Origin of the sequence: Yersinia thracica (assembly GCF_902170565.1) — a bacterium.
GTDB classification, from domain to species: domain Bacteria; phylum Pseudomonadota; class Gammaproteobacteria; order Enterobacterales; family Enterobacteriaceae; genus Yersinia; species Yersinia thracica.
Genome location: NZ_CABHXX010000009.1, coordinates 15,666 through 35,491, shown reverse-complemented (window position 1 = coordinate 35,491; position 19,826 = coordinate 15,666). Strand labels below are relative to the sequence as shown.

Genomic DNA, 19,826 nt, shown 5'->3' with positions numbered 1-19,826 from the left:
GTCGAATGCAGGACAAAACCGCCATAAGATCACTGAGGCCGGTATATATCTCTGTAATGAGCTAATCTTTCCCGGAAAAAATCACATTCATCAGGCGAAAGTTTCGCTTCAATTTCATCAACATTTATTTTCTTTTTTTGGTTTTCCATAAAAGCAACCGTGGATGCCACAAAGTCCAGGCTGGTATGGCAATATGCTGAAACGAGTTTCTCAAGTGCTGACATATTATCCCCCTTATGTGACAAAGCACATCATGAAAGTTAACACAAATAATTATATTAAAAATGAGATCAATATCAACTTAAACAGGATTAATCTCCCGTAAGAACCCCGTCCAGTGTGACTTGATTGATTTTACTGACATTACCCTGAAATTCGATATTCTGTCGCGGATAGCTGTTTTTTAGCGGGTTTTACGTTATCGTTTGGCAAGCCAACTTGAAACTCATCATTTATAACGAGAATTGAAATGAGAAAAACGACGATAATTATGATCGCAATTGCGCTGGCAGTATTCGCTTACACGCATTTTACCGGAGCCTAGCGCCAGACCTATGTTAAAAGTCATTGCACAAGATTTTATAAAACCTGAGCACATCAGTGATGTCATGCCACTCTATAAAGAATTGGTGGAAAGAACAAAACTTGAGCCACTTTGTATTTCCTATGATTTATTTATCAATCACAAAGATCCCGGCAACTTTATTTTTATTGAAGAATGGCCAGACCAAGCAGCATTAGATATACATTGTGCTTCAGAGCATTTCAGGCGACTGGTTCCACAAATCAATCAATATCAGCGAAAAGAGTGCACATTCATGTTCATGCACCCTTTTGCAGAGTCTTTATAAGCAACTTGTTATTATGCAAGTTGCTCCTCTTCATGGTATTGATTCTGCCACATGGCTGCGTACCGGCCATTTTTCAGCAATAATGCCTCATGCCGCCCGCGTTCAACTATTGAGCCCGCTTCCATCACAATAATTTCATCGGCATCAATAATGGTGGATAAGCGGTGGGCAATAACCAGAGTAGTATGGTCGCGGCTCACTTCGCGCAGGTGGGCCTGAATTTCGCGCTCAGTATGTGTATCTAACGCGCTGGTCGCCTCATCAAAAACTAAAATAGCCGGTTTTTTAAGAATCGTGCGCGCAATCGCCACTCGCTGTTTCTCACCCCCCGATAACTTAAGCCCACGCTCCCCTACTCGCGTGTCATAACCATCTGGCAAACTAATGATAAAATCATGAATATGGGCCAGTTTCGCCGCGCGTTCTATTTCTGCAAAACTGGAAGAAGTTCTGCCGTAAGCAATGTTATAACGCAGCGTGTCATTGAAGAGCACTGTATCTTGCGGCACGATGCCAATGGCCTCACGTAAACTCGCTTGAGTCACATGGCGGATATCTTGATCATCAATATAAATCGCGCCATCAGTCACATCGTAAAACCGGAATAATAGTCGAGATAGTGTTGATTTACCGGCCCCCGATGCACCAACAACCGCCACGGTTTTGCCCGCTGGGATAGTGAAACTCACTTTATTTAGAATAGGTCTACGCGGATCATAACCAAAACTGACAGCATCAAAGCGCACTTCGCCCTTGGTCAACTGCAAAGCAGGCGCATTAGGATTATCGGTAATCTCTTTCTCCACCATCAGCAAATCAAGCATATTTTCCATATCAATTAATGCTTGCCGAATTTCGGAGTAAATAAACCCAAAGAAATTGAGCGGCTGGTACAACTGAAGAAGATAAGCATTCACTAACACAAAATCACCAATGCTCATACGACCTTGCGTGATACCTTGCGCCGCCATGGACATCATCACCACCAACCCGATGGAAATAATTGCCGTCTGCCCGAGACTTAACGCCGTAAAACTGAACTGATTTTTAATTGCAGCATATTCATACAGTTGGCGCGAAGTATTAAAGCGCTCAGCTTCAAACTCTTCATTACCAAAATATTTTACCGTTTCATAATTTATCAGGCTGTCGATAGACTTGGTGTTAGCATCTGAATTAGCTTGATTTAGCTCACGCCGAAAACGGGTTCGCCAACTGACCGCCACAACAGTAAATAGGATATAGCATGCCACTGTCGCCAGAATAGCGGCCGCAAACCAACCATCTAACAGATGCCACATAATAAGAGAGACCAGGGTTATCTCAAATAAAATGGGGAATATAGAGAACAAAATGCGGGAAAGTACTGTTGCAACCGCTTGTGTACCGCGCTCAATAGATAAAGATAGCCCGCCTGTTTGTCTGTCCAGATGAAAACGCAAACTTAGCGCATGTAATTGTTTAAATACCCGTAAACCAAGTAATCGAGTCGCATTCTGGCTGACGTGTACAAACATCACGTTACGCAATTCTTCAAATAGGGAGGCACTGACTCTCGCGACCCCATAAGCAATTATCAAGGTGATGGGGATAGCCATCATCTTGGCACTTTCACTGCTTAATGTGTCGATCATCGCCCTGTAGGCAAGGGGCACAAGTGTGGTACTGACCTTAGAAACCACCATAAATAGGACGGCGGCAATCAGGTAATAACGGAGTTTCGAGTTATTTTTAGGCCACAAATAAGGTAACAGAAACTTGAATATACGGGAGCGATCCATATTTATATATTTATCATCTCAGGTGAAATGGGAATGATTGCTTTTTTATATTCTGCCACGTATCAAGGTAATGGCCTAATAAACAAGGCAATATATTGCCCCAAATAATCATGCGTTTTTGATAACTTATCGGGGACTGGCTGGTTGGATACCCGCTAACAGGCATAGGTAAGGTGCGGCTTCCGAATTGGCTCACAATATACGCTTTCGGAAACCGCTATTAAAAATATAATTATTCGTCGAAGAACCAGTATCCCTGATTAACTAACTCAGTTAACTCCGCAATGAAAGCCGGATTACGGAGCGCCTCCCCCAGTTCCTCCTTGCCGAGAATAGTATAGCGACACAGCGCATCAGCGGCTTTTGAGTCACCTATTTCCAACCGCTCACTATTGATAAAGAAACCGTCCCCCACTTGTAGAACCCGCAGCCCACTAAGGCGAGTCAAGACCTCACCGTCCATCAGGGCATCGACAATCTCTTTCGGCTCATAAGGCGGCTCCGCTGGAGCAATATCCAACTCATGGCGGGGTGTCGTTGCAAAGCGGCCAAACCATTGTTTAAAGTCTTCTGGTTGATTAATCATCTCGATCATCATCCCACGCAGACGGTCGAGTTCATATTCCTCAACCCGGCCTGGATGTTCTCGACAGGTTAAATCAGGGTCGCTGTAGTGCTCATTACCAAGATCGTTTTCCAGCGCATAGTCAGCAAAACTGCTGATTAAATCCCGCCCATTTGGCCCGCGAAAACCCACCGAGTAGTTAAACGCCGTTTCGTGCGTGAAACCATCGTGCGGGAAACCTGGTGGAATATAAAGAATATCGCCCGGCGCCAAATCTTCATCAATAATGGGTGTGAATGGCTCAACATGTAGCAGTGCCGGATGTGGGCAAAACTGCTTTAACGGTAGTTTATCGCCAACCCGCCAACGGCGGCTGCCCATCCCTTGGATAATAAACACATCATATTGATCAATATGCGGCCCAACTCCGCCACCTGGGACCGAAAAGGAGATCATTAAGTCGTCTAAACGCCAATCTGGCAGCACACGAAACGGCCGCACTAACTCAGCAGAAGGGGCATGCCAATGGTTAACCGCCTGAGCTAACAGTGACCAATTGGTCTCACCCAGGTTATCAAAGTGCTCAAATGGCCCGTTACTCGCCTGCCATTGACCATTTGTATGGCTGACCAGACGGCTATCTACCTCTGCTTCCATTGCCAAGCCCGCCAACTCGTCCGGCGTAATCGGATCGACAAAATTCGGGAAGGCATTTTTTAATACAACTGGCTGTTTTTGCCAATATTTCTCTAAAAATTCGGGCCAATTAAGGTTAAGTTGATAAGCCATACTTTCATACCACTGAGAAAATAAATGGCCTTGATTATAAAGTGGAGCCACCCCAACAGCCTTGTCATGGGTCAATGACACTCATCAGTTAAGTAAAAACAGATCATCTGTATGCTCCGTGAAGCCGAGGCCGGGATTTTGGGCGTTCGGGTCATGCGTATTCTGAACAGCATGACGTTATTCCTTGGCTATCCGCATAGGGACAATGACAAACCTACCCTTTAATGTGATAAAATGTGTAAAATAGGTGTATATCAATACAATAGTCTGTGATTTGTCACTTTTTTATATTTATTAATTTTAATTTCAAGAGGTTAGCGTGATGGGTTTACCAAACTGTCCGAAGTGCAGTTCTGAATATACATGGCAGGAAGGGGAAAAATTAAATTGCCCAGAATGTGGTCATGAGTGGTCGGAAAATAGCGATTCCGCAGCAGCCGATGAAGGCCTGGTGGTGCGTGATGCCAATGGTAATTTACTGGCTGACGGTGATGCGGTAACTGTGGTTAAAGACCTAAAAGTAAAAGGCAGCTCTTCAACTCTGAAAATCGGAACCAAAGTGAAAAGCATCCGCCTAGTTGAAGGTGACCACAATATTGATTGTAAAATTGATGGATTTGGCCCAATGAAGCTGAAATCTGAGTTTGTGAAGAAAAGCTAATGGCTTAACCCGCTATTTTCCCCTTGCCCTGTGCGGTTCTGCGGAGCAAGGGGATTTTATAGCACCGCTTATTACTGCGGCTTAGTTTCCTGCTTGAGAAAATCAGTCAGGAAATATTGCGCATTGCCCTCATTGCACCGCCCCATTCCGTCTCTCACCTAAGAAATCCCCCTCAGCCATTCTGATGAAAAAATCATTTAGATATATCTTTTTTACATCCCTCCTTGCTAATTTCGATATATCGATCTAAATTAGATATATCGAAATCGTTTCGATATATCTAAAGGAGATTCATTATGTTTGGTTTTTCAAAACGTGGTCATCGTTGTGGTAGAGAACACCATGAAGGGCAGCACCGTTGCGACGAAAGAATGCATCGCGGCGGTCGCCACCCTATGGCAGCGGAAGCAATCGAAGCCGCAAGAGGCAGCAGACGTGGGCGTGGTGAAAAAATGCATCGCCTGTTTGAACATGGTGATTTGCGGGTTGTCCTGCTAGCACTACTTGATAAAAAGCCCTGCCATGGTTACGAACTGATTAAAGCTATCGAAGAGGCATCCTCAGGCTTATATGTTCCAAGCCCAGGAGTTATTTATCCAACACTAACATTGTTAGAAGAACAGGATTTTGTTACCCCAGTGGCAACCGGCAATGGGCGTAAAAGCTACCAAATCACGGATGCTGGAAAAGCTGAATTGCAGCAAAACCAACAGATGGTTGATGTTATTTTTTCACGACTGGCGCAGGTAAACCGCCGCCCAGAGGGGAACTTGGCTGAAGGGATTTCTGAGGCCATGCACCGTTTACGCCACATTCTACGCAGCAGTATGATGCGCTCAGATGTGACGCCACAACAGGTTGAGCATATTAATGCAGCATTATTGACGGCAGTAGAAACCATTGAAAAAGAGTTAGAACCCAAGGCGGCAGAGACTCAAGAAGCGGAGAAAAACTAATGCCGGGATATCGCTATAGGATCACCATTGAGCCACTGACTGATCGCACAGGTGAAGCCATAGATAAAGCCCCGGTAACATTCGAAGCCGAGAATCACGATGAGATCCTCGGCATCATCGAACGGTTACAGGCGCGCGAAGACTTGGACTTTGGTAAAGAGAAAACAGCCGCATTTGCATTAGGTCTGAAGCTGTTTTCGGAAACTATGATGGAGAATCGCAAACACCCGATATTTACCCCATTGCGGACTGCATTTATGGATTTTATGATCAACTTGAAGAAAGGCTCGACACGCGATCGCCACGAGTAACACATCAAAAAATAACAATAAAAATACCGCTGTATTCGAATAAAATTCATTGCCGGGAATATCAGTCATAGACGTCATTCCCGGCGAGTTATTTAACTCAAGTCAGCACCATTACTGGCAATAACTTTTTTATACCAATAGAAGGATTTCTTTTTCTTACGCGCTAAGGAACCCTTTCCCAGATCGTCGCGATCAACATAGATAAAACCATAGCGTTTGCTCATTTCCCCGGTAGAGGCGGAAACCAGATCAATGCATCCCCATGAGGTATATCCGATGACCGGAATACCATCATCAATGGCCTCCCCCATGGCTTTAATATGTTCACGTAAATAACTAATACGGTAATCGTCTTCAATTTCACCCTGCGGATTAATTTCATCTTTAGCACCCAGTCCATTTTCAACTAAGAAAAGTGGCTTCTGGTAGCGGTCATACATCATATTCATGGTGATGCGTAGCCCTAAAGGATCAATACCCCACCCCCATTCACTGGCCTGAATATGTGGGTTTTTCAAAGATTTCACGATATTAGCTGCGCTGCTGTTATGTTCATTCATATCCGCCGAAGCACAGCGCGAGGCGTAATAGCTAAAGGAGACGAAATCTACTGTATGTTTAAGAATATCGTCGTCGCCCACTTGTGTGGCAATTGAAATACCTTTCTCCCTGAAAAGGCGTTTGGTGTAAGCGGGATAAGCCCCACGGGCTTGCACATCAATGAAAAATAGATTTTCGCGGTCTTTTTCCAGCGCCGCCCAAACATCTTCGGGTTTACAGGTTCGCGGGTAAAAGTTCCCGCCTGCCAGCATGCAACCTACCTGATTTTCAGGGTTGACCTCATGAGCAATTTTGGTTGCTAATGCGCTGGCGAGCAGTTCGTGATGGGCGGCTTGGTATTTGACTTGCTCCTGATTTTCATTCGGCTCAAACACTAATCCCGCGCCAGAGAATGGGCTATGGAGAAGAATATTAATTTCGTTAAATGTGAGCCAATACTTCACCAAACCATCGAAAGCTTCAAAGCATGTTCGGGCATAATCTGTGAAAAATTCAACCATTTTTCGGTTACGCCACGAGCCATATTCCGTCACCAGATGCATGGGAACATCAAAGTGACATAGTGTTACCAGCGGCTCAATATTGTACTTTTTACATTCATTAAAGAGGTCGCGGTAAAAAGCAATGCCCTCGGCGTTAGGCGTCAATTCATCACCATTAGGGTAAATCCGGCTCCATGCTATCGATGTACGGAATACGGTAAACCCCATTTCCGCCATTAATGCGATATCCTCTTTATAGCGATGATAAAAATCAATTGCCTGATGGCTTGGATAAAACTCATCATCTCTTAAGATAAAACGCTTTTCCTGCCCTAATTTTACTGCCAAACGGTGTGGCCCGTGAGGGATCATATCTACCGTCGTCAGGCCTTTTCCACCTTCAAAACAAGCACCTTCGGCCTGGTTTGCGGCCAATGCGCCGCCCCATAAAAAACCGTCGGGAAATGTTGATACTGACATTCAATACCTCTTCATTTAGTTAATTTTTACTGCACTGTGCGAAACAGCAGGGTCAGTAGAATGGGCGCCGCCACTTACGCTGTCTTCAACAGGAATATCTTCAAATCCCAGTAAAAGTGTCGTGACGAAAGAGATAACTATCGCCAGAACCATGACGCCAAACACCCATACAATGCTCATTGGATTAGCCGGATCGAAGAACTGAACACTGGTAAATAACCCAGGTGAAGCCATGGAATGGCTAGCTAGCCCACCGATTCCGGCCACCGCGCCACAGATAAATCCGCTGATAAGGCTGGCGATTAAGGGGCGTTTGAGCCGCAACGCCACCCCATAAAGTGCCGGTTCAGAGATACCCGCTACAATCGCTGAAGCCGCGGCGGCCAACGCCGTTTGCCGCAACTCGGGATTTTTGGTGCGCCAGGCAACCGCCAGGGATGAGCCGCCCAATGAAAGGTTTGCACCAATTTCTGATGGCATCACCATGCCCTCTTTCCCTGTTTCGGCAATGGTCTGAATGATGGTTGGCGTAAAAACACGGTGCATACCAGTCATAACCAATAATGGCCAGAGTGCGCCCATAATCGCCACGGAGAGCCAACCCAGATAATCATGAACGGTATACACCAAAGAAGAAATGCCGCTACCAATCCATATTCCCAACGGCCCAATAAACATGATGGCAATAGGCGCTGAGATCAGCACGATCAGCATCGGTTTAAGGAAGTTTTTAGTCACTGCTGGAGTGATGCGGTCAACCCATCGCTCAATATAAGACAGCAACCAAGTCATACAAAGTGCCGGGATCACGGTATAGGTGTACTTCACCGCAGTGACAGTTACGCCCATAAATTCAACATGTTGGCCTTGCGCAGCTTTTGCCATTAAATCAATAAAGGCCGGATGAACCAATACCCCGGCAATAGCGATAGCCAGCGACATATTGGTTTTGAATTTTATCGCCGCAGAAGCCGCCACCATCACTGGCAAGAAGAAGAAAGCGCCGTCACCAATGACATTCAGAATAATGAGAGTTGATGAGCCTTTCCCAAAGAGGCCGGTCATATCCAGTATCATCGCCAGCAGTTTCACCATGGAACCGCCGATGATGGCCGGGATCAACGGTGACATGGTGCCAATCAATGCATCCAGTATCCCCGCCCCTATCCGCTTTAAGGTGATTTTATTTTTCTGGGGCAGCGCGTTTACCGGTAATGCGCCTTCTGGGAGCAGTTTAATCACTTCAGCAAAGGCATAGCTCACATTATTGCCAATGATAACCTGGCACTGATTCTCACTATGTACCACACCTAGCACACCCGTTATGGCTTTCAGCTTAGCCAAATCAACCGCACTTGCATCATTGAGTACAAAGCGTAAACGCGTCATACAATGAGTCACAGCCCCGATATTATTGGCCCCGCCAATAGCATCGACGATTTGCTGTGATACTGCGGCATAATTTTTTGACATGAGTAACAACTCCCCGTAATGGCACGCGCCGAGCTAAGTGTCATTTCTGCGCTGAGATAAAATTTCTCATCGTCACAAATCCACCATTAGCCATTAAATTCATATAGTTATAAATTATTCATTGACCGGAAAGGTGATGTCGCTAGCTATTCCCTGACACATAGGTAACCGGTTCCACGTGAGAATCTTAAAATATGAGGTAAAATTCAAGAGATGAATTTATTCTATTTTAATTCTGTGATGGTGATCGATATCAGAATCTCGTAAACGGCTGTGGTTCACTGCTACGGCCAAGTCACGAATGCCGCTAACTCTTCTGCAATTTCAAGGGCGAAGAGTATAGAATGACAATAATTTCAACGTGTCAGGAAGGGCCTATGTCTACAATGCAAGAAGTGGCAAAGAAAGCCGGTGTTTCAAAAGCCACTGTTTCGCGGGTTTTGTCGGGCAAAGGCTATGTCAGTGAAGCAACTAAAAATCAGGTTTTTAAAGCCATTGAAGAGACCGGATATCGGCCAAATTTACTGGCGAGAAATCTGGCGACCAATAAATCTGAATGCATCGGATTAGTGGTAACCAATACTCTGTATAACGGCAGTTACTTTAATGAAATACTGTCTCAGGCGGCGCAGAAATTAGAAAAAAATGGTCGTCAGTTGGTACTGGTTGATGGGAAACACAGTGCGGAAGAGGAACAAGACGCTATTCAATTTCTACTTGATTTACGCTGTGATGCCATAATTATTTATCCTCGGTTTTTAACTGTTGATGCCATGGATCTTATTATTGATAAATATAAACAGCCGATTATGGTGGTTAACAGAAAGCTGCGAAAAAATCATAGCCATTGTATTTTTTGTGATCATAAAGGCTCGAGCTATAATGCAACTAAATATCTTATTGACCAAGGTCATCAGGATATCGCCTTTATTACTGGCTCACTTGATTCACCTACCGCCATTGAGCGGCTTTCCGGATATAAAGCAGCATTAACTGAATTTTTGCTGCCAGTTCAAGACAAACTTATTGTGCAAGGTAAATGGACACCAGCCAGTGGCGCAACTGCGGTTGAGTCTTTATTAACCAGTCAGTTACCTTTCAGCGCCATTATCGCCAGTAATGATGATATGGCCATTGGTGCGATGAAGAAATTAAATGAAGCCGGTTTAAAAGTCCCTGAGGATATTTCCATTATCGGGTTTGATAATATTCCTATTGCGCCTTTTCTGCTCCCGCCATTATCCAGCATCAAAGACCCCGTCAGTGGCATGATAAATGAAGTTATTAATCGGCTGATATCCATGCTGGATGGCGGATATTTATCAAATGAGAATATATTTCAATCTGAATTACTCATCCGAGATTCGGTCAGTAAAGGGCCTTTTTTTAACTCACTCAAAGTAAAATAACGATTATTGACTATAACATGGGCGATAAAAAAGGAGCCAAAGGCTCCTTCAAATAAAACTACAAAGGTTATTTAACCCGAACACCTTCAACGGATAAAATCAGTTCAACTTCTTGTGAAGCTGGGCCTAAGTCCGTGGTGATATTAAAGTCTTTCAGCTTAATATTACCGTTAGCTTCAAAACCGGCGCGATAACCACCCCATGGGTCATTACCCTGCCCGGTCAGTTTACTTTCCAAGGTCACTGGCTTAGTGACGCCATTTAATGTCAGATTACCGACCAGGGTATAACCTTCGGCATTTTTCTTCATTTCGGTCGACTCAAATGTCGCCTGTGGGAATTTGCTGACATTCAGGAATTCTTTACTGCGCAGATGTTTATCACGTTCAGCATGATTGGTATCAACGCTATTAGTGTTGATCACCACATTGACTTTATCAGCTGCTGGATCTTTCTCATCAAAAGTGAAAGACCCATCAAAGTCATTAAAACTGCCGTATAACCAGCTATAGCCTAAGTGTTTAATCCGAAATTCAATAAAGGCGTGTTGACCTTCTTTATCAATTTTATATTCGGCGGCTACAGCGCTACCTGCGGTAAACATCAGTGCGCCTACAGTCAGGCCCAAGAGGGTCTTATTAAACATGCTTAATTCTCCATAATACAGTTGGTTAATCGGTGCTATGTCCCAGCATCCGTTTGAGGGTAATATCACCATCAATAACATGGTGTTTAATTGCGGCGAGTCCATGTAATAGTGAAAGCACTACAACAGCCCAGGCCAGATAAAGATGTACAGTACCCGCGGTATCAGCTTGATCAGGTAAACCCGTTAAAGTGGCAGGAACAGCAAACCAGCCAAACACATTGATGGGTTGCCCATCAGCCGTCGAGATTAAATAACCACTAAACATAATACAAAATAAAAAAATATATAAAACCAGATGCGCTAATAGCGCACTAACACGGGTAAATCGGCTATAACTCGACAATGGCTTTGGCGGTGGCGAAATAAATCGCCAGATGACTCTAAATAACATGACAGCGAATAATATACAGCCAATACTTTTATGTATTTCTGGTGCCTGATGATACCAGCCATCATAGTAGCCCAGAGTCACCATCCATAAACCAAGTGCAAACAGTGAATATACTGTTAATGCCACCAGCCAGTGGACACTAATAGTGATGCGGCCGAACTGCTCCTTGGTATTTTTCCAAAGCATAATGATTCCCTTTTGCTCAATTCATAGAGCAATAGTCAAACATTATGAAATATAAAATCAACACTTATTTGACATAAGATATATTTTTGTAACTGCGGTCAGTTATTTTGCAACAGTTGATCATTACTCAGTCAATATAACTGTCGAACTTTACTTAACCTGACATATACCCGTCATACTTCAAGCTGCAGGTGTGTTAGCTGCACTCAATCACCCGAATCATTGACTGGCGTCAACTCATCGGGATTTTATCGCTTGCCGCCTTCCTGCAACTCGAATTATTTAGGGCATACTTGAGATGAAGGCAGCTTATTTAACTGAGAAAACAATTACTGAGGGGACTGTTGCAGTGTCCAGTTTAATACCTGTGAAGCCAACTGATCACTTGCTAAGCCAAAGGCCGCCACCACTTCATTCATCTGCGCACCGTTAATAGGCTGGCGAACTTCAAAATGGCGAGTCGCCATAATTCTACGATCTGAAATTCTCACCAGCCGGGCATCAAAACGGATCAATACTTCACTGTTATCCGCTTTATACACACCCTGAAATGCCGATAAGTCGCCACTCAACTCTACATCAGCTTGAAGGCTATCATCATCACTGCTGACCGCGGGAATTCGGCCATCAGTGCGGAATTCTTGAATCAGGCGATTACGCACCAGAATAGGTGTGGGATCAGTCCAGCGCGAATTTTTGTAGACTGCAATTTCCTGCCCCTCGGGCTGAACAGCAATGCGCGAGCTATTAATAAACTGGTTGGTCGCCGGTTGTGAAACCCGCAGTGACCAATTCACGGTCTGCGCGCGCGGTGCATTTGCCGCTGGGGACACCGGCAGCAGATAAACCTGTGATATCGGCGCAGTCGGTAAAATAGTACAAGCTGACAGTAACATCGCCAGCATGGATAACATCAACAGCCCGATACGGCGGCCCACAAAGCGCATTATCTTCAAAGATATCATCGAGGCGTAAACTCCTGTGTTCTTTCACGACCACGCAGCAGAGCCGCTGGGTTTTCTTCCAAACGGGAAACGGCAGCACGCAATGTCGCTAATGTTCTGCGTAATTCATCAACGGCTGGCCCCAATTCATTCATCCCTTGCATACCATTATTGAGTGAAGTTTGATTTTCACTGACCAATTTATTGAGGATAATGCTGGTATTTTGCAATGATGCCATGGTCTTAGCGGCATCATTAACCAGTTGTTTGCCCTGCCCATCCATCAAACCATTGGCATTGCGCAGTAAGCGGTTGGTTTGCGCCAGTGTCTCATTGGCCTGTTTGCTGGCTTGCGCTAACTGTTGCAGCATAGTGCGAATATCTTGGCGTTGATCAGCGACAGTCTGGGTGACAAGCGCGAGATTATCCAACGTGGTGATAAGCCGCTGTTGATTATCAGGTGCCAGTAGTTGGTTCAGCCGCATCAACACTTCATTGGCGTTACTCATGAAATTCTCACCATTTGCCAGCAATTGGCTCATCGGTGACGGGGTGGCGATAATAATAGGAATTTCGCCATCTTTGCCCTCCAATAGCGGGCTTGATGGGGTGCTGCTACTAAATTGAATATTGGAGGTGCCAGTGATTCCTGCAACTGTCAGCCGAGCTTGAGTATCTTCGCGGATAGGCGTCGAAGCCGACACACGAATACGCGCCCAAACCTTATTGGGGTTTTCGCTGTCCAAACGCAACTGAATCACTTCGCCAACCCGAATGCCACTGTATTGCACGATGCTGCCCTGAGACAGCCCGCTCACCGGCTCATTGAAGACAATATCGTATAGCTTGAACTGGCGATTAGAACCGGCATTGGTCAGCCATAGGCAGAATAACAGTGCGGCGCTGACCACAATGAGAGTAAACAAACCAATGACAACATGGTGAGCACGGGTTTCCATTTACAACCTCTCTTCGCTATTAATCGCTGCCGCCGCCTGATAAGCAGCCCGCCCACGTGGGCCATGAAAATACGCTTGAATCCAGTCATCATCAGTTGCAGCCACCTTATCCAAGGTATCCACCACCAACACTTTCTTTTGTGACAACACAGCCACGCGGTCACACAGGGTATAGAGCGTATCCAGATCGTGAGTGACCAGAAATACCGTCAAATTGAGTGCATCGCGCAAGGTACGGATCAAACTGTCAAACGCCGCCGCACCAATAGGATCAAGGCCCGCCGTCGGCTCATCGAGAAACAGAATATCCGGGTCTAATGCCAACGCGCGGGCCAAAGCAACGCGTTTGACCATCCCCCCCGACAGTGAAGCGGGATATTTACTGCCCGCCCCCGGCGGTAACCCCGCCAATGCTAACTTAACTTGCGCTAACCGCTCGGCCTCGCCACGCGGCAAGCCCGCATTTTCGATTAATGGCAAGGCCACGTTTTCCGTCACCGTCAAAGAGCTGAATAAGGCGCCACGTTGAAACAATACACCAAATCGGCGCTCAACTTGGGAACGGGCCTGGCCCGATAATGTCATTAAATCCTGACCAAATACATGAATCTGCCCGGCAGTTGGACGGCGTAGCCCCACAATACTGCGCAATAACACCGACTTACCGGTGCCTGACCCGCCAACAACGCCGAGAACTTCGCCGCGCTGCACATCAAGATTGAGATCTTGATGCACACACTGTGGGCCAAAGCTGTTAACCAGATTACGAATTTGAATGATTGGGTCTTGCGTCATTTGGCTCACCATCCCATTTCCATGAAAAATAGCGCCGCGACGGCATCGAGCAAAATCACCACAAAGATAGAATGCACCACACTGGTGGTGGTGTGCACGCCAACAGACTCAGCACTGCCGGTGACATTGAACCCCTCCAGACAACCAATAATCGCAATCAGGAAGGCGAAAATAGGCGCTTTGCTTATCCCCACCAGAAAATGCTGCAATCCATTACTGTTTTGCATAATTGACAAAAACATTGTGGGCGAAATATCGAGTGTTAATGCACACACCACCATGCCGCCGAAAATACCGCAAACCATGCCAATAAAAGTCAACATCGGTAATGCAATCAACAGCGCCAAGACCCGCGGCAACACCAATAACTCCACCGGATTTAACCCCAGAGTTTGGATGGCGTCGATTTCCTCATTAGCTTTCATCAGCCCGATTTCAGCCGTAAAGGCGCTGGCGGTGCGCCCAGCCATCAAAATGGCGGTGAGCAGCACGGCAAATTCCCGCAGAAAAGAAAACACCACCAAATCGACGGTGAAAATACCCGCACCAAAAGTGGTTAATACCGTGGCCCCGAGGAAAGCAATAACCGCCCCGACCAGAAAAGTCAGCAACATAATGATGGGAACGGCATTCAAGCCAATTTGCTGAATATTGGCAATCAGTGAAGTCATGCGCCAGCGTGATGGCCGGAAAATCGTGCCGAATAAGGCCTCAAGTGTCAGGCCGACAAAGCCCAGTAACGATTTGATATCTTGCCATAAATTGTCCACCGACCGGCCGGTATTCGCCAATAACTCAAGCCAAAATGACGGCGGTTTTTCTGATGGTTCGGCGGCTAAATCCGGCAAAACGCGGCTCACTGTTTCCAGTAAAATGCGGCGTTCTTCTGGCAACTTAGGGGCGAGTTCACGCAGATGGCTGATGCGCGCCTCACCCAGCAGCAAGGCTAATAAGGTGGCACCCGCGGTGTCCAAAGCGCCCAGTTGGTTGAGATCAAAGACCACTGACGGGGGCGAGTTAGTGCAAAATTGCGCCACAACCGGTTCTAAATCGCGGTAATGCGCCAGCACCCAATCCCCTTTGATAGAGACCCGGACAGGTTGAGTCGAGCTGTCGATATCGAGTTGTGCTGTGAACGGCCGCGCGGTCATAGATAAAGCCTTACTCTTTATTGGAATAGGGTTTTGATACTCTTTAGCCTATAAAAACTATTTAGCCTATAAAAACCATTTAGCCTATAAAAACTATTTAGCTATCAAAACGCACATCACTACCTTAAATAGGTATATCACACACTTTACTCAGTGTAATGGCTAAAGAGTAAGGACTATTTATTTACTGAGAATTTAACCTCTGGCGGCTAATAGGTGGCGTTGTCGTGCGGTGTTTTTTCCCACTGCGATACGCGCTGCCCCGGCATTGCAAACCACACCACGACCGCCAGCAGGATCAACAAACCGCTGGCAGTACCGAGCACTAAGCTGTGCGAGGCTGAAAACGCGAGTTTGGCACTATTGAGCAGTGCTTCATAACCACCAAGGTTATTTACCACCTGAATGGTTTCGCTGATGGAGGCGCTGGCCTGCTCGACTAAACTCAGCGGCAAATCTTCTGGCAGCACAATGGAGGCGGTATAAGCCCGCGATAGCATCAAACCAAAGATTGCCACCCCCAGCCCTGCCCCCAACTCATAAGCCATGCCCTCGACTGCACCCGCCGCACCGGCTTTTTCAGGGGGGGCGGCGCTCATGATTGCCGCAGTGGAAGCCAATAGAGAAGCTTCAATACTAAAACCGAGTAATATCATCCACCCCCATGCCAGATAAATCTGCGTGGCAAAATCTGTCCAGGCCAATCCCAGAAAACTCAATGAGCTCAATGCAATACCGGCACTGGCGACGGTGCGCAACCCCAGTTTAGCCACTAACCAGCCCGATAGCGGCCCGCTCACCCCACTGGCTATCATCAGCGGTAGCAAAAATATCCCCGCCTCAAGTGGCGTTTTCCCTAACACAAATTGCAATTCTTGAGTCAGAAGTAATTCAAACCCCACTAGCGTTATCATCGCCGTCATCGCCATGACCATACCCACCGCAATAACTCGCTGGCTTATCAGCCGAAAATCGATCATTGGAGCGGATGCTGATAATTGATGGCGCACAAAAGCAAATAACATCACGCCGCCCACCAATGCCGCCAGTGACGTCATCAGCGGATCGCCGTTACCGCGCAGCCCAGTCTTGGCAGCATAAACCAACATCAGGATCGCGGTCACCAATACCAGTGCAGGGGCTATTTTCCACGTCTGTTCAGTGCGCATGGGCTGCTGAGGAATAACCACCAATGTAGCAATAACTACCGCAATAATAATGGGGATATTAATCAGGAAAACGGAGCCCCAATAGAAGTATTCCATTAACAGCCCACCGACCAGCGGCCCCATCGCCGCGCCCATGGTGCCGATAGCCACCCAAATCCCTAACGCCAAAGCCCTTTCGCGTTCATCGGTAAAGATATGGCGCACCGCAGACAATGTCGCGGGCAGAATCATCGCCGCGCCAATCGCCAAAAAGGCGCGCGCAGTAATCAACGCCGCCACCGAAGGTGCTAAAGCCGCCCCCAGAGAGGCCAAACCAAACAGTACCGATCCCAGTAAAGCCAAGCGTTTAAAACCGATGCGATCACCCAGTGCCCCCATCGGGAGTAATAAACAGGCCATCACCAATGAGTAAATATCAATAATCCACAGTAACTCACTACCGGTGGCCGCCAGGGCGATCCCCAGCCGGGGGGCGGCCACATGAAGTACGGTTGCATCAATAGAAACCGGGAGATACATCAGAATAATAACGTAGAAAATCATCCACTTTTTAGACATACAAAAACGCTCGGATTAGAGATATATTATTGTTGAACACTTGTTCAATATTGCAATAATAGCGGAAAGTTGAACTAACGTCCAATTCATCACATAATGGTGAAAACACTAATGAGTCAGATAAAGGAATCTCTTTGGCCTATTTGAACCGTGAAGAGCGGCACAACACCATTTTGCAAGCGGCGATGCGTGTTGCAATCACTGAGGGGATGGCCGCCACTACCGTGCGCCGTGTCGCCAGTGAAGCGGGGGTGGCTGTCGGGCAAGTGCATCATCACTTTTCGTCAGTTTCACGGCTGCGGGCTGATGCTTTTCTATTATTAGTGAAACAATCTTTGGCGGCTTTCGCGATAAACAGCCAAAACTTGCCTGCCTCCGAACGGGTGCTCTTGGTATTGGGCTATCCGCAAGATGAAGCGGGCAAACGCGAGACTCGGTTATGGAATGAAATCTCGCTACTCGCCGAGCGCGATGACCTGATTAAAGCGGCCTGCGCCACCTCAATGTCGGATTGGCATCAAGCCACCGTCGAAGTGATTAATGCAGGAATAGCCAATGATGAATTTCGCTCTGATATCAATGCCGGTGATGTCGCATGGCGCTTGATTGGGCTGGTCTGTGGTCTGGATGGATTGACACAATTAACTGAATTAGGTTTTTCCGAAGCCGAGATACTGCGCCATCTGGCGGTCATGATGCAGACCGAGTTACTTAAAACCCCTTAACTTAACACCAGCCTCAGCCGGTCTTTTATCACAGGTTTTACTCGAGACACCGGTCATGATGGCTATAAATCCACCGATTCCCAAAATCGTGGTGTTGCTGCAAAGTCGTGAAAACTGCTGCAACATCAAGGAAAAAAGGGATTATTGAGAGCCAACTATGACTCAACAATCTACTGTCGCCGATGTTATCTATTACAACGGCACGATTTACACCGCTGATGCCAATAACCGGGTTTGCAGCGCCATTGCACTGGGCCAGGGTTATATTCTGGCAACTGGCGGTGATGAACTCATCCCCCAGTTTTCCTCCCCGAAAACTCAACTTATCGATCTGGCGGGTAAGTTTATGATGCCCGGCCTTATCGACAGCCATATGCACCCCTTTTGGGGCGGTAAGCAGCTGATTGGTTGTAATCTTAATTATGCGGCACTGAGTGTTGAGCAGACGTTGGATATCATCCAGCAACATCTCGATAGTGACCCTTTTAAGGGTGAAAATGACTGGCTGACCGTCCGCGCCTGGCAACGCCAGGCGATGACGCCGGTCGGGGCCGATATGAGCCGAGCCGCCCTCGACTCACTCAATACTCGTCGCCCGGTAGCTTTATTCTCAAATGACTGTCACACGCTGGCGGCCAATAGCCGCGCGCTTGAGTTGCTCGGCATTGACGAAAATACCCCCATCCCGCCGGACGGCAAAATAGCCCGTGATGCGAACGGAAAACTCACCGGTATTTTGGAAGATGCGCCCGCCATGCGCGCCTTTGACAGCATTCCTTCTGCTACGCCAGAAAAAAATGTGCAAATTGCCGCCCATGTGCAGCAAGTTTTGAATGCTCAGGGCGTCACAACAGTGATGGATACCCGCGTATTTTCCGAGCAATTAGTCGCTTTCCATCAGTTATATCAGCGCAATGAGCTGACTTTGCGGGTTCTGGGGGCCAAAGAAGTGACGCCAGATAGCCTGCAAGGGCCGGAAGATGCCGCGCGTGTGGTGCAGGAAGTGGTGGAATTTGGCCGCCAGTGGGGCAGTAATCAGTGGACACCGGCACCGGGATTCGCCGTCGATCACTTGAAATTGTTTATCGACGGTGTATTACAGCCACCCACCATGACCGCCGCTCTGCTCGAACCTTATCGCGCCAACCACGGCACGGCAGAAAACCCAGACTGGCAGCCAACCGAGCACTATGGCGACCTCTATTTTACCGCGCCGCTGGTCAATGCGGTGATTCTGGAATGTGCCCGCGCCGGTCTGCACCCGCACACTCACACGGTGGGTGATGGCGCAATTGAAATGGTGCTGGACGCGGTGGAACAGATGCGCGCCGCCTTGCCGGGCAAAGATATCCGGCCGGGGCTGGCCCACAATGAGCTGGTAGCTCCCCATCAGTATGACCGTTTTGCCAAATTAGGGGCCACTGCGGTGCTCTCTTTCCAGTGGGGCGGTTTGCCGGGGGTGCTGATTGATGAAGAGCGCGAGATGCTGGGCGAAGCCCGTTTCCAACATATGGAGCCAGCGGCGCGTTTCCTCGATGCCGGGGCGCGCATTGCTTATGGTAGTGACTGGCCGATTGACCGCTTGGATGAATGGTACAACCTGCAAGTGGGGATGACCCGCCGTGCATGGCATCTTGACGGCAATCCTGCTGGCCCTCGGCTGGATAATGACCGCGACCTGACACTGATTGAGACATTGCGCTCCGCGACCATTGATGCGGCTTATATGATTGCCAAAGAACACTATATTGGTTCACTGGAAGCGGGCAAATTCGCCGACATTATCATTCTGAAAAATAACCTGTTTGAGCAATCGTCAGAGACGATTTATCAAACTCAGGTAGAATCTACCTTGATCGGCGGTAAAGTGGTTTATCAGGCCGGATAAATAGGCATTAGCCCCCGAGTCACTGGCGTAACTCGGTGATTCGGGGGCTAAATATGCCAAAATCAACAGTAATTCCCATGAATGGGCCAACT

Annotated in this window: 19 protein-coding genes; 7 read left to right on the top strand and 12 right to left on the bottom strand. The window is 47.2% G+C overall.

Going from position 1 to position 19,826, the window contains the following annotated elements; all coding sequences use genetic code 11:
- Positions 1 to 29: 29 nt before the first annotated feature.
- Positions 30 to 224 carry a glycogen synthase gene (locus FTA91_RS01435; RefSeq protein WP_050112607.1) on the bottom strand — a complete coding sequence of 65 codons (195 nt, stop codon included), beginning with the start codon at positions 222 to 224 and terminating at the stop codon, positions 30 to 32.
- 330 nt (positions 225 to 554) lie between these two features.
- Here FTA91_RS01435 and FTA91_RS01430 point away from each other — a divergent pair, with 330 nt between their 5' ends.
- Positions 555 to 851 carry a putative quinol monooxygenase gene (locus FTA91_RS01430; protein WP_050112606.1) on the top strand — a complete coding sequence of 99 codons (297 nt, stop codon included), beginning with the start codon at positions 555 to 557 and terminating at the stop codon, positions 849 to 851.
- An 11-nt stretch (positions 852 to 862) separates the two neighbouring features.
- Here FTA91_RS01430 and FTA91_RS01425 read toward each other — a convergent pair whose 3' ends face one another.
- Entirely contained in the window at positions 863 to 2,632 is a 1,770-nt protein-coding gene (locus FTA91_RS01425; RefSeq protein ID WP_145535880.1) for an ABCB family ABC transporter ATP-binding protein/permease, read from the bottom strand.
- A gap of 232 nt (positions 2,633 to 2,864) precedes the next feature.
- Positions 2,865 to 3,986 (bottom strand): ribosomal protein uL16 3-hydroxylase, encoded by a 1,122-nt coding sequence (locus FTA91_RS01420; protein WP_050112885.1) that lies wholly within the window; start codon positions 3,984 to 3,986, stop codon positions 2,865 to 2,867.
- Between the two features lie 319 nt (positions 3,987 to 4,305).
- Between FTA91_RS01420 and FTA91_RS01415 the strand changes: the two genes are divergently transcribed.
- The 3 genes from FTA91_RS01415 to FTA91_RS01405 all read left to right on the top strand — a co-directional run bounded on the left by FTA91_RS01415 (position 4,306) and on the right by FTA91_RS01405 (position 5,914).
- A complete protein-coding gene (locus FTA91_RS01415) occupies positions 4,306 to 4,647 on the top strand; it encodes a zinc ribbon domain-containing protein YjdM (protein ID WP_162472775.1) in 342 nt (113 codons plus the stop codon).
- A 296-nt stretch (positions 4,648 to 4,943) separates the two neighbouring features.
- A complete protein-coding gene (locus tag FTA91_RS01410; RefSeq protein ID WP_050112604.1) occupies positions 4,944 to 5,603 on the top strand; it encodes a PadR family transcriptional regulator in 660 nt (219 codons plus the stop codon).
- Positions 5,603 to 5,914: a DUF3861 domain-containing protein gene (locus FTA91_RS01405; protein WP_050112603.1), complete on the top strand. Its 312-nt coding sequence runs from the start codon at positions 5,603 to 5,605 to the stop codon at positions 5,912 to 5,914. Before FTA91_RS01410 ends, FTA91_RS01405 begins: the two co-directional genes overlap by 1 nt.
- A 92-nt stretch (positions 5,915 to 6,006) precedes the next feature.
- Here the strand turns inward: FTA91_RS01405 and FTA91_RS01400 are convergent, their stop codons facing one another.
- On the bottom strand, positions 6,007 to 7,437 hold the full coding sequence (locus FTA91_RS01400; protein ID WP_050112602.1) for a 6-phospho-beta-glucosidase: 1,431 nt from the start codon (positions 7,435 to 7,437) through the stop codon (positions 6,007 to 6,009).
- A gap of 15 nt (positions 7,438 to 7,452) precedes the next feature.
- On the bottom strand, positions 7,453 to 8,910 hold the full coding sequence (gene ascF, locus FTA91_RS01395; RefSeq protein WP_050112601.1) for a PTS cellobiose/arbutin/salicin transporter subunit IIBC: 1,458 nt from the start codon (positions 8,908 to 8,910) through the stop codon (positions 7,453 to 7,455).
- Positions 8,911 to 9,287: 377 nt separating this feature from the next.
- Here ascF and FTA91_RS01390 point away from each other — a divergent pair, with 377 nt between their 5' ends.
- Positions 9,288 to 10,319, top strand: a complete 1,032-nt coding sequence (locus FTA91_RS01390) for a LacI family DNA-binding transcriptional regulator (RefSeq protein WP_145582807.1) — start codon at positions 9,288 to 9,290, stop codon at positions 10,317 to 10,319.
- A 67-nt stretch (positions 10,320 to 10,386) separates the two neighbouring features.
- On the opposite strand, the gene FTA91_RS01385 is transcribed toward FTA91_RS01390, so the two are convergent.
- The 7 genes from FTA91_RS01385 to FTA91_RS01355 all read right to left on the bottom strand — a co-directional run bounded on the left by FTA91_RS01385 (position 10,387) and on the right by FTA91_RS01355 (position 17,121).
- Positions 10,387 to 10,965 (bottom strand): YceI family protein, encoded by a 579-nt coding sequence (locus tag FTA91_RS01385; RefSeq protein WP_050112599.1) that lies wholly within the window; start codon positions 10,963 to 10,965, stop codon positions 10,387 to 10,389.
- A 25-nt stretch (positions 10,966 to 10,990) separates the two neighbouring features.
- Entirely contained in the window at positions 10,991 to 11,545 is a 555-nt protein-coding gene (locus FTA91_RS01380) for a cytochrome b (protein ID WP_145582805.1), read from the bottom strand.
- A 329-nt stretch (positions 11,546 to 11,874) separates the two neighbouring features.
- Positions 11,875 to 12,510, bottom strand: a complete 636-nt coding sequence (locus FTA91_RS01375; RefSeq protein ID WP_050112597.1) for an ABC-type transport auxiliary lipoprotein family protein — start codon at positions 12,508 to 12,510, stop codon at positions 11,875 to 11,877.
- Entirely contained in the window at positions 12,507 to 13,448 is a 942-nt protein-coding gene (locus FTA91_RS01370) for an MlaD family protein (protein WP_050112596.1), read from the bottom strand. The genes FTA91_RS01375 and FTA91_RS01370 overlap by 4 nt, the downstream gene beginning before the upstream one ends.
- The gene (locus FTA91_RS01365) at positions 13,449 to 14,255 is read right to left on the bottom strand and encodes an ABC transporter ATP-binding protein (RefSeq protein WP_050112595.1); all 807 of its coding nucleotides are present in this window, start codon (positions 14,253 to 14,255) and stop codon (positions 13,449 to 13,451) included.
- Positions 14,249 to 15,394: an MlaE family ABC transporter permease gene (locus tag FTA91_RS01360; protein ID WP_050112594.1), complete on the bottom strand. Its 1,146-nt coding sequence runs from the start codon at positions 15,392 to 15,394 to the stop codon at positions 14,249 to 14,251. Before FTA91_RS01360 ends, FTA91_RS01365 begins: the two co-directional genes overlap by 7 nt.
- A 209-nt stretch (positions 15,395 to 15,603) precedes the next feature.
- Positions 15,604 to 17,121, bottom strand: a complete 1,518-nt coding sequence (locus tag FTA91_RS01355) for an MFS transporter (RefSeq protein WP_072082442.1) — start codon at positions 17,119 to 17,121, stop codon at positions 15,604 to 15,606.
- 134 nt (positions 17,122 to 17,255) lie between these two features.
- Between FTA91_RS01355 and FTA91_RS01350 the strand changes: the two genes are divergently transcribed.
- The gene (locus tag FTA91_RS01350; RefSeq protein ID WP_050112592.1) at positions 17,256 to 17,846 is read left to right on the top strand and encodes a TetR family transcriptional regulator; all 591 of its coding nucleotides are present in this window, start codon (positions 17,256 to 17,258) and stop codon (positions 17,844 to 17,846) included.
- A 157-nt stretch (positions 17,847 to 18,003) separates the two neighbouring features.
- Positions 18,004 to 19,734, top strand: coding sequence for an amidohydrolase (locus FTA91_RS01345; RefSeq protein WP_145535884.1), 1,731 nt, complete (start codon positions 18,004 to 18,006; stop codon positions 19,732 to 19,734).
- Positions 19,735 to 19,826 lie beyond the last annotated feature (92 nt).